Raw genomic sequence first — 21,078 nt, forward strand, 5'->3', positions numbered from 1 at the left:
GACGGGGATCGAGACGGAGCAGCGCCCGGACCCCGTCTCGCTGCCGATGGAGCACCGGTGCTCCTCCGAGACGGACTCGTCCTCGAACCGCATGCCGCTACTCGACGGCGTTGGCGGCCTGGTCTCGCAGCGACCGGGCGTGTTGTTCCAGGCCCATGAGTTGGCCGAAGAGCTTCATGTACTCGTCTTTGTCGGTGCTCGGGTTGATCCGCTGCAGCCGGCGCTTCAAGTCCGCCACCTCTGCGTCGACCACGGGCCTTTGGATGCGGGCCAAGATGGTGCGCACGTAGAGCGGATCGGGTTCGCCCGCGATGCGCAGTTCCTCCACCGCGAGTTCGCTCACCAGCGCGCTCGCCGCGATCTCCTTGCAGGCGTTCTGCACCGCGGCGATCCAGTTGGCGCCCGCTGCGGCCTTCGCCGCTCCCCCGGCCGCTTCCACGGCCTCGCGGACCGCCCGGTAGTTCGGATCGGTGTACGGGGTGGCGTCGACCGCGTCGAAGTACGGACCGGCGATCTGGGGCTGCTGAAGGGCCACTTTCAAGACCTCCCGCTGAGCGCGCAGCTGGGTCGAGTCGGCTCGGGGCTCGCGCCTCGGTCCTGCGGGGGCCTCGGGTTGCCGGCCTGCGGTCGCGCCCTGGACGGCGCGGCGCAGTTCGGCCTTGTCCTTGCCGAGCCTCCCGGCGTAGACGCCGAGGTACTCCTCGACCAGGCCCCGGTCCTTGACGCGGGCGAGGAGCGGCGCGATGGCGCGGGTGGCGTGGAGGCGGCCCTCGGCGGTGTCCAAGTCGTGCTTGGCGATCGCGCGTTCGAGCGCGAACTGGACCAGCGGCGTGTGCCGCTCGATGAGCTCGCGCACCGCCACGTCGCCGGCGCTCTGACGCAGCTCGCACGGGTCCTGCCCGCCGGGCGTGACCGCGATGTAGGTCTGGGAGACGAACCGCTGCTCCTCGTCGAAGGCCTTGAGCGCGGCCCGCTGGCCCGCCTCGTCGCCGTCGAAGGTGAAGATGATGCGCCCGTCCGCGGTCTCGGAGTCGAAGAGGAACCGCCGCAGGATGCGGATGTGCTCGGGCCCGAACGCGGTGCCGCAGGTCGCGACCGCCATGGGGACGCCGGCCAGGTGGCAGGCCATGACGTCGGTGTAGCCCTCGACGATGACCACTCGGCCGGTCTTCGCGATCTCCTTGCGGGCCAGGTCGATCCCGTAGAGAACCTGCGACTTCTTGTACAGGGGGGTTTCGGGGGTGTTGAGGTACTTGGGGCCCTGGTCGTCGTCGTAGAGCTTGCGCGCGCCGAAGCCGATCACCGAGCCGGACGAGTCGCGGATCGGCCAGACCAGGCGGCGGCGGAACCGGTCGATGAGACTGCCGGTGCGGGAGGGCTTGGCGAGCCCGGCCGTGGTCAACTCTTCAGCGGTGAAGCCCTTGGCGCGCAAGTGCTTCGTGAGCGCGTCCCAGCCGTCGGGGGCATAGCCGCAACCGAAGGTGGCGGCGGCCTCGCGGTCGAAACCGCGGGTGGTGAGGAACTGGCGGGCGGTGAGCGCCTCGGGTGAGAGGAGCTTCCCGGTGTAGAACTCGGCTGCCGCGGTGTGGGCGTCGAGCAGGCGCTGCTTGAGGCCCGGCTGGCCGGAGGGGCCGCGCTGGGGGCGGCCGTCGATGTCCTCGTAAGTGAGCTTGAGCCCGGCGCGGCCGGCGAGTCGTTCGACCGCCTCCACGAAGGTGAGCCCGTCGAGCTCGGTGAGAAAGGTGATGGCGTCGCCGCCGACGCCGCAGCCGAAGCAGTGGTAGACGCCGCGTGCGGGCGTGACGTTGAAGCTCGGCGAGCGCTCGTCGTGGAACGGGCACAGGCCCTTGAGGTTGCCGCCGCCCGCGTTGCGCAGGGTGACGCGCTCGCCGATGACCTCGGCGATATCCACCCGTTCACGCACCAGTTGGATATCGGCGTCCCGGATTCGCCCCGCCACTGTTCACCTCTTCTCGCTGCCACTGTCATTCTGCCCGGTCGGTACGACAGCGCGCCCGCAGACGTCGCCCGGTGTGAGCCCGCTGCTGAGGCCGGCCTCGGCAGGGCCGGGACGGGCGAGAGGAACAGGGGTCGAGCGGTGACCGGATTCGTGTGGCCTGTGACTTCAGAAGGGGCCAGGGCGGGTAGACGGGCAGAGAGTCATCAGAGGCAGGACTGGGAGCGGCGGGGGTGGGGAGTCGCGGATCTGGGCTGCTGCTTCGGACGTGTCGCGAGACGGGCCGATGCGGGCGGGACCCGGGGTCCATGCGTTCGCCTTGGCCTTCCGCTCGAGAAGGTCGACTCCGAGATCGGCGCTCGTCACCCGACCTCGCCTCCGAACGCGCTCAGGCGGCCGGACACGTCCGGTGATCGAAAGCGGACCGCGCCGAACCCGAAAGGCGGCCTCCCCATCGAGCGTCGGTAATGTCACGTGTCACATCTCTTCGCGAGGCCCGTTCACGGAACGCATTGGCGCTGAAGACGATCGCGATGCCGGAACCGCTGTACCATGTGTCCCGTCAGCACCTTTCCCGACCACGCCTCACGGATGCGCGGTCCGATCCGCTAGAGTCGCCTATCATGCCGGACCCATCGCCCGAGCAGCCGCCCTCCTGGCCTCCCACCAGTGAACCGGCGGCCACACCCACCAATCCGCCCCGAATCACCGCGCGCGGGGTGGGCCATTTGCCGTCCACCGCGCCGGAGGACGAGCCGTCGGCGACCGACCGGGCTCAGCGTCCGCCTACGGGTGGCGTCTACGGCGAACCGGCACAGCAGTCCGGGCCGTACGAGGAGCTCGACCCCGACTCCCGCCCGAGTGAATGGGGCGGCGCCTTCGGCGACCCGACCCCGGGCGTACCCCAGCAGCCGGGACCCCAGCAACCGCAGAGCACCCCGGACGCCGGCCCCGGCTCCGCTCCGAACGCGAACTACGAGGCCCCCGCTCAGCAGAACGAGTGGGGCGAGGCCCCCGACTGGCCGCCGAAATCGAGCCAGGACTGGATGGCCCAGCAGTCGCAGACCGGCTGGGGCCTGACGAACGGCGGGGCCGCGTGGCCCGGGCCGAGCCCGGTGCCGCCGGCCGAATCTGCTCCGCAGACGCCCGCCGACCAGTCGTTCCCTCCTGAATCGGGTTCGGCGCCTTATGGTTCTCCGACTCCCGGGACCGCATTCGCTCCGCCGCCCCAGGACACGCCGCAGCAGGCCGGCCAGGAGGCGAGCGGCGGGAGCCTCGAGTTCCCCGAGCTGCGCGCCGACCCGTACGAGGCCGACGTCTACGGCCACGCCCAGTATCGCGGCGAGGCCGGGGGCCAGGACCTGTACCAGTCGGACCCGTACCAGGCCGATCGGCTTCAGGCCGAGGCCGAGCGGGCACGCCAGGAGTACCAGGCCCAGCAGCAGAGCGGCCCGTTCCCGCCCGCGCCGCAGCAGGACCCCTACGGCGAGGCCCCTGCGGGCCGGCAGGGCGCTCCCGGCGCCTACGGCACGGGGGCGGACGCCTACGCCGCCGAGCAGCCGTATCAGCCCGAGGCGCAGGCGGACCCTTACTTCGGCGGACAGCAGTCCCCGGAGGCGCCGCAGAACCCCTACTTCCCCGACCAGCCCTCCTATGAGGACCAGTCTCGCGGCGAGCAGCCGTTCGGCGAAGCGCCCTTCGCCGACCACGGATACCAGGCCCAGCAAGGGCAGCAGGCGCAGCAGGCGTTCCAGAGTCAGCCGGGCCAGGCCTTCCAGGATCCGGCCTCCGCGGACCAGGCCTTCCAAGAGCAGGGCGTCCAGGACCCGGCACACCAAGACCAAGCGGGCCACCGGGGCCAGGCCTTCCAGGATTCGTCGGTGCAGGTCACCGGCGGCGACACGCTCCCGTCCGAGGCCGTGCCCGCGCAGCGCAGCGGCGAGGAGAGCGCGGCCCTCGAGGCTCCGGCCCGACCCGAGTCGCGCGACGCCCGCGTCTCCCCGCCGACCCATGTCGGCGTCCGCTACGCCATCTACGGCATCGGCGGCCTCATCACGCTGGGCCTGATCATCGGCATCGTCATCATGCTCGGCGCCACTCCCCCGGAGGAACCGGGCCAGCAGGGTCAGAACTCCGAAGGCGACACCTCCAACGAGAGCCCTGCCGCCGACGACGCCCTGACCCCCGAGCGCTACGCCGAACTCGCCGCCGCCGCGGGCACCGCCGAATGGTTCTCGTGGCGCTACGGCGATGCCGGCGAGAACAGCGCGGAAGAGCTGCCGCAGGCGAGCGGCGACGCGGTCGCCACCGAGCCGCTGCTCGACGGGGCGGCCGACCGCAGCATCCAGGGCCAGCTCGGCTACGTCACCGACGAATCCGGCCTGTCCGGAATCGACCACGTGACCGCCGTCGAGACCACCGACACGCTCCTCGGCATCGCACCCCGCGCAGGCGGCAAGTTCACCGAGGACGGCGCGCCCGAACTCGAACTCCAAGAGGGCGCCACCGCGGACTGCCTCGCAGGGCTCGGCGTCGAACTCGGCGAACCCGTCGCGCTGGCCCGCCCCGAGCAGAGCGAAGAGGTCAACGCCCACTCGGTGATCGCGTTCTCCTCGGGGGTCATCGCCACCGCGGGCATCAGCGGCGCGCAGGGCGGCACCTGCCTCCAGCTCCCGGCCGGGCAGGTCCCGACCGACGTGGCCCTCACCGACGGCAACGAGCTGGCGCTGGTGACCACCTGGACGCCCGAGTCGCAGACCGGTTCGCTCGTGGTCATCGCCCTGGGCGACAAGAGCGGCTCGTACCAGTCGAGCTGGTCGGAGTCCTACCCCGGCCTGCCGAACCCCGGCCACTTCGCCGCCGCCGAGATCCTCGGCACTGTCGAACTGCCGTTCAGCGCACCGACCTCGGTCGACGCCTGGTCCGACTCGGGCGGTTCGCTCGCCGACCAGCGCGGCACCGTCGAGGACGGGGCCGGCCGCGACAACGTGGCCGGCGCCGGTTACGCCATCGTCGGCGACCTGGACGCGAGCCAGGTCGCGGTCGTGGACCTCGCCTCGACGTTCCAGGGCCTGGCCGCGCGGCACTACGACGGCGCCGAGTTCGCGTTCGACGCGACCGCCGGCGAGGCGGTCGCCTTCGACGGCGGCGTGGCCGACGTGGCCGCGACCGAGGGCGCCTCGGCCGTCGCGACCGGCGACGGCGTGGTGCACGAACTCGACGGCGAGCTGAAGGAGACCGCCGCGACCCAGGTCGGCGCGAACCCGACCTGCCTCGTGGTGGGGACGCAGAGCGGCGCGTTCATCGCGACGAGCCGCGGCGAGGCCAAGATCAGCTGGGTTTCCGGCGGCGCGATCGCCAAGGAGCTCGCGGACTCGCGCATGACCGACCCGATATGCGCCTCGGAGACCCCGGCCCTGGACGCGAAGGGCTACGACGGCACCGCCGCAGTGGTGCTGGTCGCGGACTACGAGGGCCAGCGGCTGCACGGGTACCTGGACGGCGAGGCGTCGATCCCGGGCGGTGCGACCGTGGGAGGCGACGGCTTCACGTACGGCGGCGCCTACGAGGTCGCGGGCAAGCCCTGGGGCGTCTCGGTGACCGTGGACCTGGAGTAGCCGGAGCAATGAGCTGGAACAGCTGAACAGGGCTGAACAGTCAGAGCAGCTGAGACTGCACCTGCGATGAGCGAGAGAAGGCCGCCCGGCGATCGCCGGGCGGCCTTCCGCGTACTTCGCGTACGGCGTTGGGCCGCAAGCGGACGCTCGGGCGACTGACACGAAGGCCCGCGCCGACCGTTGTGGGCGCGAGCGGAGTTTGTGACTGTTTCGGTTGTGCCCCATGTCTTCTGCGCTTCGATCATGAGGGACGGTTCACGGCTCGTCGCGCGTTCGTCGACGACCGGGTACGTTGTGCTGACCCGATCGAGATCCGGGCGGGCAAGCACGTACCAGACGGCGCAGGGCCGCAGAGGACTGCGAGGGCGGTACAGGAACCATGGAAGGCAGAGGCGACACAGGCGGTCATGGACGGTTACGGTTTCAATCTCGCGCTCGTCGGCGTGCTGGTGCTGCTGAACGCGCTCTTCGCGGGGAGCGAGATGGCGCTGGTGTCGCTGCGCGAAGGGCAGTTGCGCACGCTGGAACGCGAGCAGGGCAAGGGCGGGGGAACGCTGGTACGGCTCGCGCGGGACCCGAACCGGTTCCTGGCGACCATCCAGATCGGCATCACCCTCGCCGGATTCCTCGCCTCGGCAACGGCCGCGGTGTCCCTCGCCGAGCCGATCGTGCCCGCATTGCGCTTCCTCGGCGGCGCGGCGGACATGGTGGCCGTCGGCCTCGTGACGGTGGTGCTGACGTTCTTCACCCTGGTGTTCGGCGAGCTGGCGCCCAAGCGGCTGGCCATGCAGCACTCGCTGCGGTGGGCGCTCCTGGCCGCCAAGCCGCTCGACGTCCTGTCGGCCTTCGCGCGCCCGGCCGTGTGGGCGCTGAGCGCCTCGACGAACCTGGTGGTCCGCGTCTTCGGCGGCGGCACGGCGACCGATCCGGAGCAGATGAGCCCCTCAGAGCTGCGGGAACTCGTGTCCGGGCAGCGGGCGCTCAATGCGGAGCAGCGGGAGATCATCGTGGGCACGCTGGAGATCCACGCCCGGCGTCTGCGCGAGGTGCTGGTGCCGCGCCGCGCGGTGTTCACACTGCCGTCCGACATGGAGGTCGCCGAGGCGCGGGCGCGGTTGGCGGCGTCGGGGCACTCAAGGGCGCCCGTGACCGGACCGACGGGCCTGGACGACGTGATCGGCGTCGTGCACCTGCGGAACCTCCTCGACGATGGGTCGAGCCTGACCGCGGCCATGCGCCCGGCCGTGGTGTTCCCCGATTCACTGCGCGTCTCGGACGCGCTGCGCCGGTTCAAGGCCGACCGCCAGCAGTTCGCGGTGGTCGTGGACGAGCACGGCGGGATCGACGGGATCGTCACGCTGGAGGACCTGCTGGAGGAGGTCGTCGGCGAGATCTACGACGAGACCGACCGGGACGTGATGGGCGTGGTCCGCCGGGAGGACGGCATGATGACCGTGCCGGGGACGTTCCCGATGCACGACTTGGAGGACTTGGGCGTCGAGCTCGTCGACCGGCCCGAAGGCGGCTACACGACGGTCGCGGGCCTGGTGCTGGCACGGCTCGGCCGCCTGCCGGAGGCCGCGGGCGAGACGGTGCGGGTCTCGGGCTGGGACTTCGAGGTCGCCGGGGTCGAGCAGCACGCGATCACGACGGTGGGGATCCGCCGGGCGCCGCGTTCAGAGCCATGAGGTCCGTGCGGCGCGTCACCGGTGGGGGCGGTGCCGCGGGTCCGCTGGAATAATGGACCGGTGACCGACTCGCTCTCGCTCGCGGGGAAGCCCGTCTCCCCGCCCGTCGTCCTGGCCCCCATGGCCGGGATCACGAATCTGCCGTTCCGCAAGCTCTGCCGTGAGCAGGGGGCGGGTGTCTACGTGTGCGAGATGATCACGACCGTGGCGCTCACCGAGCGCAACCCGAAGACGATGCGGCTGATCGAGTTCGATCCCGAGGAGGAGACTCGCAGCCTCCAGCTGTACGGCGTCGACCCGGTCGGGATGCGCAAGGCCGTGCAGATGGTCGTGGACGAGGATCTCGCCGACCACATCGACCTCAACTTCGGCTGCCCCGTGCCGAAGGTGACCCGGCGCGGCGGCGGCTCGGCGCTCCCGTGGAAGCGGCGGCTGTTCCGCGAGATCGTGACCGCGGCGGTCGAGACGGCCGCCGTGAGGGACCTCCCGGTCACCGTCAAGATGCGCAAGGGCATCGACGACGACCACCTGACGTATCTCGAAGCGGGCCGGATCGCCCAGGACGCGGGGGTCGCGTGGGTGGCGCTGCACGGCCGCACCGCCGCCGAGCGCTACTCCGGCACCGCCGACTGGGACGCCATCGCGGACCTCAAGGAGCACTTGGACGTCCCGGTCCTCGGCAACGGGGACGTCTGGGAGGCCGACGACGCGCTGCGCATGGTGGAGCAGACCGGCTGCGACGGCGTCGTGGTCGGCCGCGGCTGCCTGGGCCGGCCGTGGCTCTTCGGCGACCTGGAGGCCGCGTTCCGCGGCGGGACCGAACGTCGGATGCCGACGCTGGGCGAGGTCGCGACGGTCATGCTGCGGCACGCGCAGCTGCTCGTGGAGTGGATCGCCGGGGCCGAGTCCTACGAGGCGCGTCGGAACATCTCGGCGGAGGAGCACGGCTGCAAGGAGTTCCGCAAGCACGTGGCCTGGTACTTGAAGGGCTTCCCGGTGGGCGGCGAGCTGCGGCGGGCACTGTCGATGGTGTCCTCGCTGAACGAGCTGGAGGACCTCCTCGGGAAGCTCGACGCCGACGCGCCGTTCCCGGAGTCGACCATCGGCAAGCCGCGGGGCCGCACCAACAGCCCGGGCAAGGTGACGCTGCCCGACGGCTGGCTGGACGACCGCGACGACGTCCAGGTCCCCGAAGGCGCCGAGATCGACTCCTCGGGGGGCTGAGCGGCTCCTGTACGGGCTCTCCATCGAGGCGCGTCCCGGGTTGGACGCCGGAAGGCGGGGGGAGCGGCGTTCGGCGGACGGGGAGCGTCGGTTCTCTCAACGCCGCGAGAAGGCGCAGAGAGAGCTCAGAGAACGGCAGAGAAAGAGGGACCTCCGGTGCCGGGAGGTCCCTCTTGCCCTTAGTCGGCGGCCCTCATTCGCCAAGGGACTGCCCGCCTGCGTCCGGCGGCGCTACGCCGCCGTGCAGGAAGCGGCACTGCGCCGCGTTGAGGCCGGCAGTATCGCGCCGTCTCGAGGCCGGCGGCATCACGCCCCTCGAGACCAGCAGCGCTGCGCCGTCTCGAGGCCGGTCGTTACTTGGCCTCTTTGCCGTACTTCTTGTAGAACTTGGCGACCCGGCCCTCGTCGTCCAGGACGCGGCTCTTGCCGGTCCAGAACGGGTGCGAGGCCGAGGAGATCTGCACGTCGATCACCGGATAGGTGCGGCCGTCCTCCCATTCGACGGTCTCGGCCGATGAGACCGTCGACCGGGTGAGAAAGGCGAAGTCCGCGCCGCGGTCGCGGAAGACGACGTAGTCGTATTTCGGGTGGATGCCTTGCTTCATTCCTGGTTCCTCTCCTTGCTCTCGAAACAACCTGCGAAGGGGTCGGGGTATTCCCGCCAGGCCTCCCAGCCCTCGGCGAGCTCGGCGTCCGTCACAAGGCAGGCGTCGAGCACCGCCGCGATCTCGTCGGCCGCGAAGTGCAGTCCGACGAACGCGAGCTGGATCTCGCGGTCGCCGAACTCCTCGTCCCAATGCAGGTCCGCGTAGACGCGCCGCTCAGGGCTCGACGCCTCCCACTCCTCGTCGGGGGTCGCGGCGAGCCAGCGGCCCATGTCCCCCATGGAGACGCCGCCGCCGCTGGACTCCCAGGCCACGATGTGGTCGGGCTGCCCGGCGAGCCAGAGGTGGCCCCGGCCGCGCAGGGTGCTGCCGGTGAGGACGGAGAGGGCCTCGTGGAGGCGCTGAGGGTGGAAGGGGCGGCGGGCCCGGTAGAGGGAGGCCACCACACCGCAGTCGGGCTCGGGTTCATGGCAGCCGACGGCGTAGCCCTCCAGGCCGCGTCCGTAGGGCTCGGGCGCTTCGGGGTCGAAGCGGCCGCTGCGGCGGATCCGGGCGGACAGCCAGACGGGCTCGGGCAGATCGACGAGGAGGTGCCGGGCCCAGGGGTTGAGGCGCTCGAGGAGGACGGCGAGGCGAGTGCGCTCGAAGCCGTCGACGGCGTGGTCGGCGCCGGTGCCGGGAGTCCAGAGGATCACGGTGTCGGCATATTCGATCTGGCGGGCGGCGACCTCGGACACGGAGCGGGTGTCGTCGTCGGCGGCCTGCACGCGGCGGTCGGCGAGGTCCTGGTCGGAGTCGAGCGTCTCGAGGAGGGTGACCGGGTCGCAGACGGCGACGACGGAGTCGATGCGGAGCGCGTCGGTGACGGGCGCGCCGTCGACGTGGCACCACGTGCAGGCGGCGGCGACGGTCTCGGGCTCCATGGCGGGCGGCAGCACGAGCGCGATGTCGCTCGCGGGCCGGCTCCGGGCGAGGCGGACGAGGGCCGGGAGGAGGTCTTCGCGGACGGTGCAGGAGATGCAGCCGTGTTCGAGCGTGAGTTCCGACTCCTCGATGAGGCCGCGGCCGTCGCGCACGGTGCGCCGGACGGTGCCGCTGACGAGCAGTTCGGCGAGGTCGTAACCGACGACGATGAGGGCCTTGTCGGCCTTGACGAGCAGGTCGGCGGCCTCTCGTGTCGCCTCGGGGGCGAAGCCGGTCAGCAGGGTCAGCGCGGGACGCAGGTCCGCGACGGACTCCGTGGCACCGGGCTGGGCGAGCTGGGACATGAGACCTCCGATCTAGTTGAAAACGATTGTCATTATACTAGGGTCATCGAAGGTACGAGAGGAGGACGACCTTGTCCAGAACATGCGACGTGACCGGCGCCGGTCCCGGCTTCGGCAACAACGTGCCGTGGTCGAAGCACAAGACCCGGCGCCGGTGGAACGTCAACCTGCAGAGCAAGCGGTACTTCCTGCCGAGCGAGGGGCGGCACGTGCGGCTCCGAGTGTCGGCGAAGGGGATCAAGATCATCGACCGCGACGGCGTCGAGGCCGTCGTCCAGCGGATGCGGGCGGCGGGAAAGCAGGTCTGAAGCCCGTGTCCGGGACGAGGATCGGCGGGGCCGCCGAAGGCGATGAACCGCAGGCCGGGACGGGAATCCGCGCCGGAGCAGAAGGCGATGAGCGGAAGACCGGGACGACGACCCGCACCGCGGCAAAGGGCAATGAACGGAAGGAAGGCCTGACATGGCGAACAAGAGCACCGACATTCGGCCGGTCATCAAGCTGCGCTCCACGGCGGGCACCGGCTTCACGTACGTGACCCGGAAGAACCGCCGGAACGACCCGGACCGGATGGTCCTCAAGAAGTACGACCCGGTCGTGCGCAGGCACGTGGAATTCAGAGAGGACCGTTGACGATGGCCAAGAAGAGCGCGATCGCCAAGCAGCACCGGCGCGAGGTCCTCGTGGACCGGTACCGGGAGCGGCGGGCCGAGCTGAAGCGGCTGGTCGCCCACCCGGACACGGACCCCGAGGTGCGCGCGGAGGCCGTGCGGCGACTCCAGAAGCTGCCTCGGGACTCCTCGGCCGTCAGGCTGCGGAACCGGGACGCCGTGGACGGGCGTCCCCGCGGCTTCAACCGAAAGTTCGGACTGTCGCGTGTCCGACTCAGGGCGATGGCGCACCGCGGCGAATTGCCCGGTCTGCGCAAAGCGTCCTGGTAGGAACCTCCACAGAATCGGGCAAAGGACACATCGGAGTTCCGTCCCCTTGCGATACGACGACACGAAACCGGCATGCGAACGTCGCAGGGGGACGCTAACGTGGGCGTTGCGAGTGCGCTGTGAGACTGCTCTCATGTCCGGAACCATGTGAGCCGCTCCTGCGTTTGACTCAGTGAATGAAGGAGTCATGACAGCGATGGTCCAGCAATTGGAGACGGCCCCGGCCGAAGCGAGCGAACCTGCCGCCGAGGTCCCGCAAACCGATGTGCCCACCAGCCCTGCGTCCCTGTGGGCGTCTGAGAGCCGGGTCCACTACTCCATCACGCACGTCGAGCAGCGCGACGCCCGCGCATGGGTCGACTGTGACTGCGTCATCCACAGCGAATAGCCCGCTCGCGGCGAGCGGGGGCACCGCAGCGCCGTATCGCGCGACCACGGCGCTCCTCCGCCGAAGCGGGCTTCAGTCGACCTCGATCACCGAGCGGCACCGCTCCGCGGCCGCCTCGCCGTCGTCGCCGACCGACGCGCCGCCTTCGGCGTCCAGTCTCGCGTAGAGGCCGTCGACCCAGATCGGGCAGCTCACCATCGCGGTGCGCTCCTGCCCGTCTTCGACGATCCGCGCCGACACCTGCGCCTCCCCCGGCACGGCCGTCTGCAGGCGGTAGCCCAGGCCGTACTCGTACCAGAGCTGTTCGGCCGACACCTGCGGGTAGACGGTGACCTCCCAGACCGCGCCCGGCGCCAGAGCGAGTTCGCGCTCGGGGTCCTCGGGGAAGGCGAACGGGCACCCTTCGCGGGAAGGGTCCGCGGCGCAGGCGTCGTAGTGATCCCGGAGGGCGGCCTCCACGGCGTTCGCGCCCTCCTCGGTCACCGACGGCCAGGGCGCCGGCATCCACTCTTCGGGGACCTCGCCGCCGAGCGGGAGGAACGCGTCGCCCAGCACCAGCATCCCGGCGGGGTCGTCGATGCCGACCGTGGGCGGCAGGTCCGGGTAGAACTCGTAGAGCCCGGGCAGGAGGTAGACGTGCGCGAAGCCCGCGTCCGGGTTCATGTCGAGTCGGACGCCGTTCATGTCGAGGTACTCGAAGGCGCCCCAGGCCTCGGCTATGGGGATCGCCCCTTCCAGCTCGGCCTTCCCGCGCTCGACCGCGACGTGGTACCGGTGGCCGACGCGGGTCCCGTCGTAGGCCTCGATCTCGGCGTAGACCTGCGCCACGGCCCGGCCTTCCTGCACGCTGTGCTGGAAGCCGACCTGAGCGACGGTGACGATCTCCCAGCGCGGGTCGAGGGCCTCGGGCACCAGGTAGTCGGCGCGGGTGGCGCCCCAGGCCGGGCCCTCGTCGGAATCGGATTCGGGCTCGGGATCGGCGATGTCGGCCTGGTTCGTGTGCGAGAGCGCTTCCTGCACGTCGCCGTCGCGGACGGCTTCCAGGAACGAGAGGACCGCGGCCTCGGCGACGGGCCGGTGGAGCGGGGACCATTTCACCGCCGTGACGGCCGCGGCGACCAGCGCGATGGCGACCGCGGCATAGGCGAGGGCGATGTTGGGGACGTACCGGTACCGGCGCGGGGGCGAGGGTTCGGGGATCCGGTCCGCTACGGGCCCTTCGACGGCGCCGAGGTCGATCGCAGGGGCCTGCTCCCAGGGCTGCGGCGAGGCGGCATCGGACACCTTCGCTCCCGTCGCTCGACTGCTACCGTGGTTGGGAAAGCCCTGCTGTGCAAAGTGTAGCGTTCCCGGCCGGCCTTCGAACGCCCTCGATGCGGCGGTTGCGGCAAGCTCGGAGGCAGGCGGCCGAGGTAGAACGGTCGAAGAAGAACGGTTGCGACAAACACTGGAATAGAGCGGTCGAGGAAGCGCTGGGATAGAGCGGTTGCGATGAAGCGGTTGATCAGGCGCGGTGCCCGCGCCGTGCGGGAGGCGGTGGCGCGCGCGCACCTGCGGGCCGATCTGCTCCCGCGGCTTCCCTTCGGCGTCGCGATCGCCGTGGCGGCGGTGGCGCTGGTCGTGGCCCTCGAGCACGATCCGCGGACCGACGAGAACGTCGTCACGGTCGAGGAGCTGCCGTCCGGTCCGCCCACGCTCTACGAAGGCGAGTACTTCGAGGAGGAGGCGGAGCTGGAGCTCCTCGAATACGGGTTCAGCAAGGTCACGGACGCGCATGGCAGGGAGCGGATCCTCGCCGCCGCGGTCGTGCGCAATCCCCATGACGCGCAGCTGCTGCCCGGCGGCCTCTCGATCCACACCGAGACCGCGAGCGGCTATCCGCGCACGCTGGAGGACATCTACATCGGCATCATGGCGCCCGAGTCGACCGCCGCGGTCGGTTACGTGGTGCTCGCCGACGTGGACGGCATCGAGCCGGAGGACTTGCAGCTGAAGGCGCTGGATTCGACCATGCTCTACCCGAATGTCTCATGGGAGACCGAGGAGGTCTTCGCCCCGAATCCGCTGCCCGAGGTCGAGTTCGTGCGGACCGAGCCGCTGACCAGTCCGGACGGGTATCGGGTGCACTTCCGGACCGAGTCCGCCGCGGCCGCGGTCGACATGCACCTCTCGGTGCTGTTCCGGGACGGCGAGGGGCGGCTGCTCGGCGGGATGCCGGCCACTTCGGATCCGATGTCGATCGAGAGCGGCATCGGCGGGGCGTACCGGGCCGTGCCCGCGGGCGAGTCGTTCCAGCACTTCGACCTGCACGCGTCGTGGATACCGGACGGGGCCGACCTCGATCGGATCGAGATCGGCCCCAGTCACTGATGTCCGCGAGGCGCGGGGACGCCGGTTCCCGGTCTCGTCGTCCCGTCGGCGGTTACAGCCGCTGCAGGAGGAACTGCTCGACCTGGTCGATGGCGACGCGCTCCTGCTTCATCGAGTCGCGGTCGCGGATGGTGACGGCCTGGTCTTCGAGGGTGTCGAAGTCGACGGTGATGCAGTACGGCGTGCCGATCTCGTCGGCGCGGCGGTAGCGGCGGCCGATCGCGCCGGCGTCGTCGAAGTCGACGTTCCAGCGCTTGCGCAGCTGCGCGGCCAGGTCCTTCGCCTTGGGCGAGAGGTCCTCGTTGCGGCTGAGCGGCAGGACCGCGGCCTTGACGGGGGCCAGTCGCGGGTCGAAGCGGAGCACGGTGCGCTTGTCGACGCCGCCCTTGGTGTTCGGGGCCTCGTCGACGTCGTAGGCCTCCAGCAGGAAGGCCAGGACCGAGCGGGTGAGGCCCGCCGCGGGCTCGATGACGTACGGGGTCCAGCGCTCGCCCTTGGCCTGGTCGAAGTACGACAGGTCGGCGCCCGAGTGCTTGGAGTGGGTCGACAGGTCGAAGTCGGTGCGGTTGGCGATGCCCTCGAGCTCGCCGAACTCGCTGCCGGCGAAGTTGAAGCGGTACTCGATGTCGACGGTGCGCTTCGAGTAGTGGGAGAGCTTCTCCTTCGGGTGCTCGTAGCGGCGCAGGTTCGTCTCCTTCAGGCCCAGGTCGACGTACCAGTCCCAGCGGGTCTGGAGCCAGTACTCGTGCCATTCCTCGTCGGTGCCCGGCTCGACGAAGAACTCCATCTCCATCTGCTCGAACTCGCGGGTGCGGAAGATGAAGTTGCCCGGCGTGATCTCGTTGCGGAAGGACTTGCCGGTCTGCGCGATGCCGAACGGGGGCTTGCGCCGCGACGCGGTCATCACGTTGGTGAAGTTGACGAAGATGCCCTGGGCGGTCTCCGGACGCAGGTAGTGCGTGTTCTCGGAGTCCTCGGTGGCGCCGAGGAAGGTCTTCATCATGCCGTTGAACATGCGCGGCTCGGTGAAGGAGCCGCGGGCGCCGCAGTGCGGGCACGTGAGGTCGGCGAGGCCGCCCTCGGGCTCGCGGCCGTCGTGCTTCTCCTGGTAGGCCTCGATGAGGTGGTCCGCGCGGAAGCGCTTGTGGCAGGACTGGCACTCGGTGAGCGGGTCGGTGAACTCCTCCAGGTGGCCGCTGGCGACCCACACCTGGGGGTTGAGGACCACGGCGGAGTCGAGGCCGACGACGTCGTCGCGTTCGCGCACCATCGCGTTCCACCATTCGCGGCGGATGTTCTCCTTCAGCTCCACACCGAGCGGACCGTAGTCCCAAGCCGAGCGGGTGCCTCCGTAGATCTCCGAACTGGGGAAGACGAAGCCACGACGTTTGGACAGGCTGATGAGCGCTTCGGTGCGGTCTTGGGACACGATGATTCCTCTCGATCCGGCTGGCGGTCGGTGAGACTGCGGATACGTTCTCGGTTGAGATCCTCTGAACAGATCGTCCAGACCGGCGGACTCCCGGTCGACCCGGTTTCAGTGCCGAATCGACGCTCGGGATGCACGCGAAGTGCGGGTCCGCCAGTCAGCAAGCGTACCTCGCGATACAGGTCGCACCGTTGCCGCCCCGCTTCGCGAGTCGCGCCGGTCAACCTTCCGCGGGGCCGGTGCGAGGGGGGCGAGCCGGCCCGGTCAGGACTCCGCGGCGCTCTGCCTGAGGTCGGCGAGGTGCTGTTCGAAACCCTCCCTGGCCTCGGTGTGCTCGGGGGCGGCGAGCCAGGTCAGGGCGTCCTCCCCGATCTCGATCGCGCCCTGCGTGTCGCCGAGTTCCGACAGGAGCCACATGGTCTGGTGCGCGGTCAGGCTCGCGCGTTCCAGCAGCAGCGTGCCCTCGCGGAACACCACCAGCGCCCGGCGCTGCAGGTCGAGCACCGGTTCGGCCTCGTCGCGGCGCAGGCCCGCTTCGCCGGCCTGGCTCTCCAGGAACTGGTAGGTCAGCAGGGCGTGCTGGCGGTAGGTCTCACCGAGCTCGAAGCGGGCGGCCTCGCGGAGCCCTTGGGGCGCTTGCGGGTCGGCGCGCACGGCGTGGAGTCGCGCGGCGATCTGCGCCATGGTCTGGAGTCCGTCGCCGAAGGCGTTGTCGCCCATGATGGTGCGCAGCAGCCAGGCGCGGGCGCGGCTGACGCGGGTCCAGGAGGTGAGGTCGCCGAGGGCGTCGGCGGCCTCGACGGCCCGGGTGTAGACCTCCAGGGCGTGCTCGTGCTCGCCGAGCTTCTCCAAGAGCTCCCCGGTGAGGAACAGCGTGTCGGCGTAGAGGGTGACGAGGTGGTCCTCGTCCGCGGCCTCCATGAGCGCGAGGGCGGCGAGCCCGTGTTCGACGCCTTGGCGGGCGTCGCCTTGGCGGTCGTAGCACTCGGCGAGGTTGAAGCGGACGTTGCAGACCCGCCACAGCTCCTGGTCGGGGAGGTCTTCGAGGGCGGCCTCCAGGAGCGGGACGGCTTCGGCGCGGCGGTCCTGCTCGACGAGCGCCACGCCCATGAGGTGCCGGGCGACGGCGGCGGGCACGGTCATGCCGGCGGCGTCGCAGTGGATGGAGGCGGCGAGGGCGTGCTCGTAGGTCGCGGGGTGGTCGGCGGCGCGCATGGTGAACTCGGCGGCCTGGAGGTGGAGCTTCGCGGCGATGGTGTGGGAGGGCTCGTCGCCGAGGGCGGCGAGGCCTTCGCGGGTGATGGCGAGGGCGCGGTCGAAGTCGCCGGTGAGGCCCACTTGGTCGGCGAGGTCGGCGCTGGCGCGGGCGATGGCCCACCCGGCGCCGGAGGTGCGGGCGACGTCGAGCCCGGCGTTGAGCAGGGCGGTCTTGGCGGCGGGGTCGGGTTCGAGGCGGGCGCGCAGGTCGATGAGGTCGCAGCGGCGGATGAGGGCGTAGCGCTGCCCGGCGCAGTCCGCGAGCTCGGCTTCCAGGGCGCGGACGCGTTCGCCGAGGTCGGCGGCGAAGGTCTGCGGGTCGGCGGGGAGGTCCGGACGGCCGGCACCGGCCGGGCCGCCTGAACCGTCCAGGCTGTGGGGACCGCTCGGAACGCTGAGGTCGCCGGCCTCCTCCTCGTCGCCGAACCCGCTCGGGCTGCTCGGGTCGCTGGGGTTGCGGGAACCGCTTGCGTCGTCGGGGCCGCTTGGGCCGGTCGGACTTGCGAAGAGGGTCCCGGCAGTGCTCGCGGCGAGGTATTCGGCGCGCATGGCGAGGACCTGGCAGGTGTGGTAGCTGCGGTCGTCGATGCGCTGCTCGGCGCGCAGGGCCCGGGCGGCGGCCACGATGCGCGCGGCCCCCTCGCGGGTCTCCGCGAACTCGGCCTCGGCGCTGTGGATGAGCAGGAACGCCTCGGCGACGAGGGCCCGGCCGGGCTGCCCGGCGACGTTGAAGAGCTCGACGGCGCGGCGCAGGCCCGCGACGATCTGCTCGGGGTCGTCGGCTTGGGCGGACTCGGCGTGGGCGATCTCGGCGCGGTGCTCGGCGATGAGCTCGATGCCGAGCGCGTCGGCGAGCGCGCCGACCTTCAGCCAGGCCTTCCAGGTGTCGGGCGAGCAGTCGTCGAAGGCGGCGTACGCGGCGTCGATCGCGGCGTCCAGGTCCGGTCCCCGCACGGGGCCGGGCACGGGCGGCTCGTCGGGCCGCTTCGGTTTGAGTTCCTTGAGGCCCAGGTGGACCGGCTGCTCGTAGGGGGTGGAGTCGATGACGCATTCGGACATGGCCGAGTGGTGGTCGTTGCCGTTGCGGGCGTCGAAGCGGGCGCAGATCGCCTGGCGTTCGGCCTCGGCCCAGTCGTGGAGGGTCTCGGCGGTCCAGTCGGCGCCCGAGGGGCCGGGCATCGCGTTGTCGGTGAAGCCGAGGGCCTTGAGGCGGCGGCAGGTGAGGACGGTGACCTCCATGAGGCGCTGGCGGTCGCGCACGCCGAGGTCGAGGTCGTAGAAGCGGGCGTGGTCGGCGAGGATCTCGACGGCGCGGTGCTCGTTGCCGGTGAGGGCGCAGAACTCGACGTGGAGGGTGATCATGCCGATCATGTCCTCCTTGCCCTTGCACATCTGGTAGCCGCGCAGGTGATTGGCGCGGGCCTGGTCGGTGCGGCCGAGTTCGACGAGCGGCAGGAGGGAGAGCGCGAGCCCGTAGTGGGGTTCGTGGGCGCACGTGTACTCGCCGGAGAGGACCGGTTCGAGCATCTCCATGGCGGCGTCGGCGGAGTCCTCTTCGGCGTAGAAGACGATGGTGGCGAGGGAGGTGTACTGGCAGGCGGTGCAGTCGGACATCTCGTCCTCTTCGGCTTCGCCGAGGGCCTCGATGGCGGCGGCGACCCGGTCGTAGTCGCCGACGTGGTAGGCCAGCTGCATCTCGTACGCGGCGGGGGCGTGCATCGAGTAGCCGGCCTCGGCGTAGCGGCGGCGCATCTCCTGGAGCCAGTGCTCGATGGATTCGAGGGGGACGTCGGGCTGCTCGATCATCTTGTCGACGATCCACTTGAACGTCCAGTACAGGGACCGGGTCAGGTAGGCGTCGAAGTGCTCGGGCTGGGAGTCGAAGTTGCGCAGGAGCCTCGCGAAGGGCACGAGGAGCCGGGTCGAGTCGCGGGAGAACTCGTACGCGTTGACCAGTCCGTTGAGCGCGTAGTTGGTGAGCTCGGGGTCGCCGACGGCGTCGGCGGCCTCGACCGCGCGCTCCAGGGCCGCGACCTTCGCTTCGCTGGCCTCTTCGAAGCGGGCCTCGTTGAGCAGTCGCCAGATCTCGTCGGGGTCGGGAGTGGCCATACCGGTCCTTACTGTCCTGTGAGGAGTGAGCGCGGTCCCTTGGTCGAGGAGTGAGCCGGGGACGGGCGGGGCGACGCTGAGCGGCTCATTCCTCCCGTTCGTCGTGCTCCCGTCGAGGGCTATGGGGGCCCTCGGGGGCGCTGGGGGTCTGCGTGACGTGTCCGAGCAGGTTCATGAAGGACCGGTTGAGCAGCGCGGTGTCGGCGCTGCGCAGCGGCCGGTGGCTCATGAGGAGCGCCTGCCCGTAGAGGGACTCGACCGCGGTGCCCGCGAGCTCGGGATCGCCGATGGCGCTGACACGGCGGACGGTGGGGTTGCGGTGGTTGAGGACCAGCTGGGCGCGCGGGGCGTGCCGCTTGATCGAGGCGAGGATCCCGCCCCACAGGTCGTCGGCCTGGGCCTCGGCCTCGGCGCGCTGGCGCTCGCGGCGGGCATCGCGGTCGTCGAGCAGGAGCGCGGGCACCGAGACGGGGTTGAACTCGCGGAGCACGACGTCCACGTCGACGGTGTCGAGGCGGGCGCGGGCGGCGTTCAGGAAGCCCTGGAGCGCGAGTTCGGAGCGGGCGTCGAGGGGGTCGAGGCTCGCGGAGATGACGCCGGGCTGGAGCGACTCGACCTTGGTCTGCGGGTCCAGGCGCGGCAGCGCCTGCACGAGTTCCGCGTCGTAGGTGTAGCCGCCGTTGACGACGCCGATGCCCTGGGCGGAGGCGATCTGGGCGACCTGCCGGTACTCGTCCACGGTGGACGCCAGGTAGATCGGCTGGTAGGCGCGGGCGAAGTCGAGGAGGTTGGTGTGGCCGGCGGTGGTCTCGAAGCGCAGCCACGGCAGCATGGCCGCGAGCAGGTCGGCGTCGTGGCGCGCGAGGGCCTTGACGCCGAGCTCGTGCACGGCGAGGAAGGACTCGAGACGGGTCGGGTCCTCGGCGGCCAGGCGTGCGATCCACTCGCGGATCTGCGCGCCGATCGCGTCCCGGGCGACCGCGAGGGCCTCGTCGTCGTAGAGGGACTCGCGGGAGGCCGTGGGGCGCAGGGAGTCCGTGTCGACCACGCAGCGCACGAAGAAGGCCCACTCGGGGACCAGGTTGTCGGCGGTGTCGGTCAGCAGCATGCGCTTGAGGTGCACGCGATGCGCGGGACGGGCCGAGGGCGAGGTCGCGTGCGGGAGGACGAACGCGACGCCCTTGATGCCGGCGAGCGGCACGTCCAGGTCGACGACGTCGAGCGGCGGGAAGCCCATCACGGACTCGCAGTACTCGTTCAGAGCGAGGCGGCGCGCGGTCGGCGTCGGGTGCGCCCGTTCCCACGGCGGCGGCGTGTCGGTGATCTGGACGGGCTCGCCGCCGTCAGAGACCGTGATGCCGATCGGCAGGAGCGAGCCGTACTCGCGGGCGAGGTCGACGACCCGCTTGGGCTGCAACCAGTCCTCGCCGGGACGGGCCACGAGTTCCACGGTGGTGCCCGGCTCGGGGTGCTCGGCGGTCGGCGCTTCCGTGACGGTGTAGGAGCCGTCGTCGCGGGCGGCCCAGCGGACCACCGGGGCCGCGGGGTCCTTCGCCGAACGCGAGGTCACCGTGATGACCGAGGCGACCGTGAAGCACGCGAGCAGGCCGATGCCGAACTGGCCGAGGAAGTCCCGGCGGGCGCCCTCGATCTCCTCGTCCCGTTTGGAGGAGCCGCCGATCGTCGCGAGCAGTTTGTGGACCTCTTCGAGCGTGAGACCCACGCCGGGGTCGGTGATGCGCAGCCGCTTGCCGTCCGCGACGATCCGGACCTCGCAGGGGGCCGCGGCGTCGAAGCCCGGGTCGACGAGGCGGCGGGCCGTGACGGCGTCCACGGCGTTCTGCAGCAGCTCACGGACGTAGACCTTCGGCGAGGAGTACAGGTGGTGCGACAAGAGGTCCACCAGGCCGCGCAGATCCACCTGGAAGGTATGGGAAGTGGGCGTTGTCTCAGCCACGGCGCGTCCTGCTTCGCTCGGAGGTCCTTCAGCAGCAGTCAGACTAGCAAACCGCCGCATCCCGGGAACGCGTGAAAAGGCTCCTCAGTGCGAACGAGGACGCGAAGCCCTTGGGGCCCTTCCGTGTCCGCTCGCACACGCCCGGAGTCGGAGTAAACCGCGCGAAAGCCGTCGAATCCGCGCGAGCCGGCCCGTACCGGCTCAACGGGCCCCACCGGGACGGGCACCGTCCGGTAAGGTGACCGCTACCGCATCCCCAGTCCCGAGG

Annotated in this window: 15 protein-coding genes; 8 read left to right on the forward strand and 7 right to left on the reverse strand. The window is 70.9% G+C overall.

The window, feature by feature from the left end; genetic code table 11:
• Positions 1-97: 97 nt before the first annotated feature.
• Entirely contained in the window at positions 98-1,960 is a 1,863-nt protein-coding gene (dnaG, locus tag K3N28_RS04520; protein ID WP_228091275.1) for a DNA primase, read from the reverse strand.
• Between the two features lie 620 nt (positions 1,961-2,580).
• Here dnaG and K3N28_RS04525 point away from each other — a divergent pair.
• The 3 genes from K3N28_RS04525 to dusB all read left to right on the forward strand — a co-directional run bounded on the left by K3N28_RS04525 (position 2,581) and on the right by dusB (position 8,486).
• Positions 2,581-5,574, forward strand: a complete 2,994-nt coding sequence (locus K3N28_RS04525) for a hypothetical protein (protein WP_228091276.1) — start codon at positions 2,581-2,583, stop codon at positions 5,572-5,574.
• Positions 5,575-5,981: 407 nt separating this feature from the next.
• Positions 5,982-7,262: a hemolysin family protein gene (locus K3N28_RS04530; RefSeq protein ID WP_228091277.1), complete on the forward strand. Its 1,281-nt coding sequence runs from the start codon at positions 5,982-5,984 to the stop codon at positions 7,260-7,262.
• Between the two features lie 60 nt (positions 7,263-7,322).
• Positions 7,323-8,486: a tRNA dihydrouridine synthase DusB gene (dusB, locus tag K3N28_RS04535; RefSeq protein WP_228091278.1), complete on the forward strand. Its 1,164-nt coding sequence runs from the start codon at positions 7,323-7,325 to the stop codon at positions 8,484-8,486.
• A 353-nt stretch (positions 8,487-8,839) separates the two neighbouring features.
• On the opposite strand, the gene K3N28_RS04540 is transcribed toward dusB, so the two are convergent.
• Positions 8,840-9,091, reverse strand: a complete 252-nt coding sequence (locus K3N28_RS04540; protein WP_228091279.1) for a type B 50S ribosomal protein L31 — start codon at positions 9,089-9,091, stop codon at positions 8,840-8,842.
• Positions 9,088-10,359, reverse strand: coding sequence for a GTP-binding protein (locus K3N28_RS04545; RefSeq protein ID WP_228091280.1), 1,272 nt, complete (start codon positions 10,357-10,359; stop codon positions 9,088-9,090). The genes K3N28_RS04540 and K3N28_RS04545 overlap by 4 nt, the downstream gene beginning before the upstream one ends.
• Positions 10,360-10,430: 71 nt before the next feature.
• Here K3N28_RS04545 and rpmB point away from each other — a divergent pair, with 71 nt between their 5' ends.
• From rpmB to K3N28_RS04565, 4 genes are all read left to right on the forward strand, one after another.
• Positions 10,431-10,667, forward strand: coding sequence for a 50S ribosomal protein L28 (gene rpmB, locus K3N28_RS04550; protein ID WP_228091281.1), 237 nt, complete (start codon positions 10,431-10,433; stop codon positions 10,665-10,667).
• Positions 10,668-10,821: 154 nt separating this feature from the next.
• Complete coding sequence (gene rpmG / locus K3N28_RS04555) at positions 10,822-10,992, forward strand: 50S ribosomal protein L33 (RefSeq protein WP_228091282.1); 171 nt, start codon at positions 10,822-10,824, stop codon at positions 10,990-10,992.
• A 2-nt stretch (positions 10,993-10,994) separates the two neighbouring features.
• Entirely contained in the window at positions 10,995-11,300 is a 306-nt protein-coding gene (gene rpsN / locus K3N28_RS04560; protein ID WP_228091283.1) for a 30S ribosomal protein S14, read from the forward strand.
• Between the two features lie 187 nt (positions 11,301-11,487).
• Positions 11,488-11,688, forward strand: coding sequence for a hypothetical protein (locus K3N28_RS04565; RefSeq protein WP_228091284.1), 201 nt, complete (start codon positions 11,488-11,490; stop codon positions 11,686-11,688).
• A 72-nt stretch (positions 11,689-11,760) separates the two neighbouring features.
• Here the strand turns inward: K3N28_RS04565 and K3N28_RS04570 are convergent, their stop codons facing one another.
• Positions 11,761-12,972, reverse strand: a complete 1,212-nt coding sequence (locus K3N28_RS04570; protein ID WP_228091285.1) for a hypothetical protein — start codon at positions 12,970-12,972, stop codon at positions 11,761-11,763.
• Between the two features lie 207 nt (positions 12,973-13,179).
• On the opposite strand from K3N28_RS04570, the gene K3N28_RS04575 reads away from it, so the two are divergent.
• On the forward strand, positions 13,180-14,058 hold the full coding sequence (locus K3N28_RS04575) for a hypothetical protein (protein ID WP_228091286.1): 879 nt from the start codon (positions 13,180-13,182) through the stop codon (positions 14,056-14,058).
• A 52-nt stretch (positions 14,059-14,110) separates the two neighbouring features.
• Here the strand turns inward: K3N28_RS04575 and K3N28_RS04580 are convergent, their stop codons facing one another.
• The 3 genes from K3N28_RS04580 to K3N28_RS04590 all read right to left on the reverse strand — a co-directional run bounded on the left by K3N28_RS04580 (position 14,111) and on the right by K3N28_RS04590 (position 20,810).
• Positions 14,111-15,487: a glycine--tRNA ligase gene (locus tag K3N28_RS04580; protein ID WP_228091287.1), complete on the reverse strand. Its 1,377-nt coding sequence runs from the start codon at positions 15,485-15,487 to the stop codon at positions 14,111-14,113.
• Between the two features lie 264 nt (positions 15,488-15,751).
• Positions 15,752-18,853: a tetratricopeptide repeat protein gene (locus K3N28_RS04585; protein ID WP_228091288.1), complete on the reverse strand. Its 3,102-nt coding sequence runs from the start codon at positions 18,851-18,853 to the stop codon at positions 15,752-15,754.
• A gap of 85 nt (positions 18,854-18,938) precedes the next feature.
• A complete protein-coding gene (locus K3N28_RS04590) occupies positions 18,939-20,810 on the reverse strand; it encodes an HSP90 family protein (RefSeq protein WP_228091289.1) in 1,872 nt (623 codons plus the stop codon).
• Positions 20,811-21,078 lie beyond the last annotated feature (268 nt).

The organism is Glycomyces sp. TRM65418 (assembly GCF_019710475.1).
In the GTDB taxonomy this organism is placed as follows: Bacteria; Actinomycetota; Actinomycetes; order Mycobacteriales; family Micromonosporaceae; genus Glycomyces.